This is a genomic window from Bradyrhizobium sp. LVM 105, assembly GCF_003957705.1.
Lineage (GTDB): Bacteria > Pseudomonadota > Alphaproteobacteria > Rhizobiales > Xanthobacteraceae > Bradyrhizobium > Bradyrhizobium frederickii.
On the sequence record NZ_QZMV01000062.1, the window covers coordinates 1 to 4,438 of the forward strand.

The following is a 4,438-nucleotide window of genomic DNA, read 5'->3' on the forward strand; positions in this document are numbered from 1 at the left end:
TCGCGGGTCAATCTTGCCCGCCGTCAGGCAGAAACTCCACTTATCGCGCTGTTCAGATTTGCGGGACCAGCTCAGAGAATACGGCCTCATCCTCAGGGTAATTGAGGTGAACGCGATCTACGATCGCGTTCACAGATGGAAGATCTTCGCACTCCATTGCTCGCCAAGGCATGCAATGCACTTTCAGTGATTTATTAACCGCTGTTCACTAGCATCAAATGCTGGCGGGCAACAGTACACGCCCTGACGCTCGGCTGCTCAATCCGTGAGCGGAACAGACTCTAGTCCTTTTGCCCCGAGGTCGTATGCGCCGTATAGATGGGCCGATGCGGGGCCCTTGGGGAAAGAGGAGCAGAACTGCTCAAAGTCGCGGAAACCTTCATTGCCAATCCCGAGCCAAGCCCCTGCCAGGGGGGAGGAGTAGAGACTCGACGGGAAGCACCTACAGCGGACATCGCCGGGTGAAGGGATAGTCCAGACCACGAACGCCGGAAGGGTGACAGGCGACGCGATCGGATCATGAAGCGTTTCAAATCGTCCCGTCAGGCTCAACTTTTCTGTCAGTTCATGATCAGGTCGCGAACCTTTTCCACATCCTCTCTCTCGGAGCCGTCACTGCCGACTTCCGTCGTGGTTCGCGCGAGCGAGCCTTTGCGACTTGGCGCGAGATCTCCACGACAAGCGCTCGCCGAACCTCGACCTTGGGGCTGCTCCAATTCGTTAACTTGACGGTGCCGCCTTGACGAATCTCCGCGAGCGGCGCCTATATGTAGCCCGTCACGGTCTTCCATTCCCGCATCTCGTAGGATGGAAGCTAAGAGGGAACCCGGTGCGCCGGCAACGGCTATTCCGAGGCTGCCCCCGCAACTGTAAGCGGCGAGCGGTTGTCATCATGGTCACTGGCGCGACAGCGCTGGGAAGGCCGACAGCCGCAGCGACCCGCGAGCCAGGAGACCTGCCGCGACAGAACGAACGTCCTCGGGCGGGGTGCCCCGGTGGGTTGCTTGCAACTGGTGATATTTGCCCGGTCTCCTCGCAAGTCGTCCGCACGGCCCCCCAGCCTCAAACATCGCGGGGTTGCCGATGTCGCCGTCTTACGATTTCGATCAGCATGGTCATCTCATCGAGATGCCGAGTGTGCGGCCGCTCCCAGCGCAGGCCAAGCCTACCACGCCTGAGCTGTGTCTTGTGCAGCCGCCGCCATCGCCGGCTCCGCTGCCAAGGCCCCTCGCGCCATCGCCAAGGCCGTCTGACCTCACGCTCGATCGGTCGCGCGACAACCTGCTGACGTCGTTCGGCAAGCTGACGCTGACCGACCGTTATCTGCTCGCCGGCGAAAGCCTCCAGGACATGTTCGCCCGGGTGTCTTGCGCCTTCGCGGACGATGTTGCGCATGCCCAACGTCTGTATGATGGGATGTCTCGACTGTGGTTCATGCCGGCCACACCGGTGCTCTCCAACGGCGGCACCCCGCGCGGCCTGCCGATCTCGTGCTTCCTTAACTCGGTGTCGGACTCGCTCGAAGGCATCGTCGGCACCTGGAACGAGAACGTCTGGCTTGCCTCCAACGGCGGCGGCATCGGCACCTACTGGGGGAATGTTCGCTCGATCGGCGAGAAAGTGAGGGGCGGCGTCACCTCGGGCATCATCCCGTTCATCCACGTCATGGACGGCCTGACGCTGGCGATCAGCCAGGGCTCGTTGCGGCGCGGCTCGGCGGCGGTCTATCTCGATATCCACCATCCCGAGATCGAGGAGTTCCTCGAGATCCGCAAGGCGTCCGGCGACTTCAACCGCAAGAGCCTCAACCTACATCACGGCATCAACGTCACCGACGAGTTCATGCGTGCCGTGGGTGCCGGCACCACGTTCGCTCTGCGCAGCCCGAAGACTAACGAGGTCGTCCGCGAGATCGATGCCCGCCAGCTGTGGCAACGTATCCTTGAGAACCGGCTGCAGACGGGCGAGCCTTATCTCTTGTTCATCGACACCGTGAACCGCGCGCTCCCCAAGCACCAGCGCGAGCTCGGCCTCAAGGTCTCGACCTCCAACCTGTGCAGCGAGATTACGCTGCCGACCGGCATCGATCATCGCGACGAGGAGCGCACCGCGGTGTGCTGCCTGTCGTCGCTCAACCTCGAGACCTGGGACCAGTGGAATAAGGAGCCCGGCTTCATCGAGGACGTCATGCGCCTCCTCGACAACGTGCTCACCCACTTCATCACAGTGGCGCCGGACGGCATGAAGCGTGCCCGCTACGCCGCCCTGCGCGAACGCTCCGTTGGCCTCGGCGTCATGGGCTTCCACTCGTTTCTCCAGGCCAAGGGCATTCCGATGGAGAGTGTCCTGGCCAAGTCGTTCAATCTGAACATGTTCCGAAAAATCCGTCGCGATGCCGACGCGGCATCCGTGGCGCTCGCTCGCGAGCGTGGCCCGTGCCCGGATGCCCTGGAACGCGGCGTGATGGCGCGCTTCAGCCACAAGATAGCGATCGCGCCGACCGCCTCGATAAGCATCATCTGCGGCGGCACCAGCGCCTGCACCGAGCCAATCCCGGCCAACATCTACACCCACAAGACGCTATCCGGCGCCATCTCGGTGCGTAATCCGCATCTCGCCAAGGTGCTGGCCGCCAAGGGCGCCGACACCTCGGCGACCTGGCAGTCGATCATCGCGCACGAGGGGTCGGTCGCCCATCTCGACATCCTGTCGGAGCACGAGAAAGCGATCCTTCGCACCGCCTTTGAGGTCGACCAGCGCTGGATCGTCGAGCTTGCCGCCGATCGCGCCCCATTCATTTGCCAGAGCCAGTCGATCAACCTCTATCTGCCGGCCGACGTCGATAAGTGGGACCTCCACATGCTGCACTGGACGGCATGGAAGCGTGGGGTGAAGAGCCTCTACTACTGCCGTTCAAAATCGATCTCGCGCGCGGCGTTCGCCGGCAAGATTGCCGAGGATGACACGGCAACGCCGGCGCCGCAGCGCACCGACTATGAGGAGTGCCTCGCATGTCAATGATCGATCTGTCGTCCGTCGATCCGCGCACGCTGATCGGCAAGGGGCGCGTCGGCCTCCTTGATTCGACCGGCAGCTATGACGTCGATCGCTACGCCTGGGCTTACGAGTTCTGGAAGCGCCAGCAGCAGACCCACTGGATGGGCGAAGAGGTACCGCTCGGCACCGACCTCAAGGACTGGGCGTCGGACCGCGTCACCGCCAACGAGCGTGCGCTGCTTACCCAGATCTTCCGTTTTTTCACTCAGTCGGACATCGAGGTCGGCGACAACTATCTCAAGCGCTACATCCCGATCTTCCAGCCGCTCACCGTCCAGATGATGATGGCCGCTTTCACCAATATGGAGACGGTTCATATCGACGCCTATGCGCTGCTGCTCAAGACGCTTGGTATGCCCAAGACCGAGTTTGAGGCATTCCGCGGCTATGCGCAGATGCGCGCCAAGGCGGACTACATGCACGAATTCGGCGTCGACACCGTGGCCGATGTCGCCCGCACCCTGGCGATGTTCGGAGCCTTCACCGAAGGCATGGCCTTGTTCGCGAGCTTCGCCATGCTGCTCAACTTCCCGCGCCACAACAAGATGAACGGCATGGGACAGATCGTAAGCTGGTCAGTGCGCGACGAGAGTCTCCACTGCGAGGGCATCATCAAGTTATTTCACGAATGGCACCGCGAAACCGGCGCGGTGACGCGCTCCGTCCGCGACGACATTGTCGACGTCGCCAAGACCATGGTGAACCTGGAGGAGAACTTCGTCGAGCTCGCCTTCGGCCTTGGCAAGATCGAGGGCATGCTGCCTGAGCACATCCACGCCTACGTCCGCTACGTCGCCGACTGGCGACTGACCCAGCTCCGGATTGCCCCGGTCTTCGGCTTCTTCGAGGCGAAGGAGGGCGGGTTCACACAGCTCAAGGCGCATCCGCTGCCGTGGCTCGTCGAGATTCTCAATGGCGTCGAGCACGCCAATTTCTTCGAGCAGCGCGCCACGGAGTACTCCAAGGCGGCGAGCCGCGGCAGCTGGGACGGCGAAAACGGGGTGTGGGCGGCTTTCGGCCGTATCTAGCCCGTCTTTATTCATGAAGGGCCTGTGGGTGGCTAGCGAGTGTGGTGTAAGCCGCTGATGGGACGTGGGATTCGGTTGCTGAGACCAATTCTGCGCTGACATCATCGAGGCAACCACACCGGCCATGGTCGACGATACGATTCTGCCCTTCCTGTTTCCAGCGGTCAGGCGCAAGACGATCACAGCCGCCTTTGATGGTGGGCGGCTGTTTTCAGCGGCTATGATGTGGAGGGCTCCGCGACCCGAACCCGCTCGAATGCGACAGGGGACCAGAGGGAGTCGGTTGTGAAGAACACGCAAGCCGTTGAGAGAGAATCGATTTTTGGCGAACAGACATGGTTCTGTTCGCAGGA

2 protein-coding genes, 1 pseudogene and 1 riboswitch are annotated in these 4,438 nt (G+C 62.0%); all 3 genes and pseudogenes read left to right on the plus strand.

Annotated features, from left to right (window positions below):
• Positions 1 to 501: 501 nt before the first annotated feature.
• A pseudogene (locus D6B98_RS39320) lies at positions 502 to 743 on the plus strand (hypothetical protein); the annotation flags it as partial.
• Between the two features lie 20 nt (positions 744 to 763).
• A riboswitch (cobalamin riboswitch) is annotated at positions 764 to 977 on the plus strand.
• 106 nt (positions 978 to 1,083) lie between these two features.
• Positions 1,084 to 3,021, plus strand: coding sequence for a ribonucleoside-diphosphate reductase subunit alpha (locus tag D6B98_RS39325; protein WP_126262221.1), 1,938 nt, complete (start codon positions 1,084 to 1,086; stop codon positions 3,019 to 3,021).
• A complete protein-coding gene (locus D6B98_RS39330) occupies positions 3,012 to 4,085 on the plus strand; it encodes a ribonucleotide-diphosphate reductase subunit beta (RefSeq protein ID WP_205680580.1) in 1,074 nt (357 codons plus the stop codon). The genes D6B98_RS39325 and D6B98_RS39330 overlap by 10 nt, the downstream gene beginning before the upstream one ends.
• The last annotated feature ends 353 nt before the right edge of the window (positions 4,086 to 4,438 follow it).

Bases quoted from the DNA above. Each gene is read 5' to 3' on its own strand.
- D6B98_RS39330 (WP_205680580.1), top strand. From the start codon at position 3,012: ATGTCAATGATCGATCTGTCGTCCGTCGATCCGCGCACGCTGATCGGC.
- D6B98_RS39325 (WP_126262221.1), top strand. From the start codon at position 1,084: ATGTCGCCGTCTTACGATTTCGATCAGCATGGTCATCTCATCGAGATG.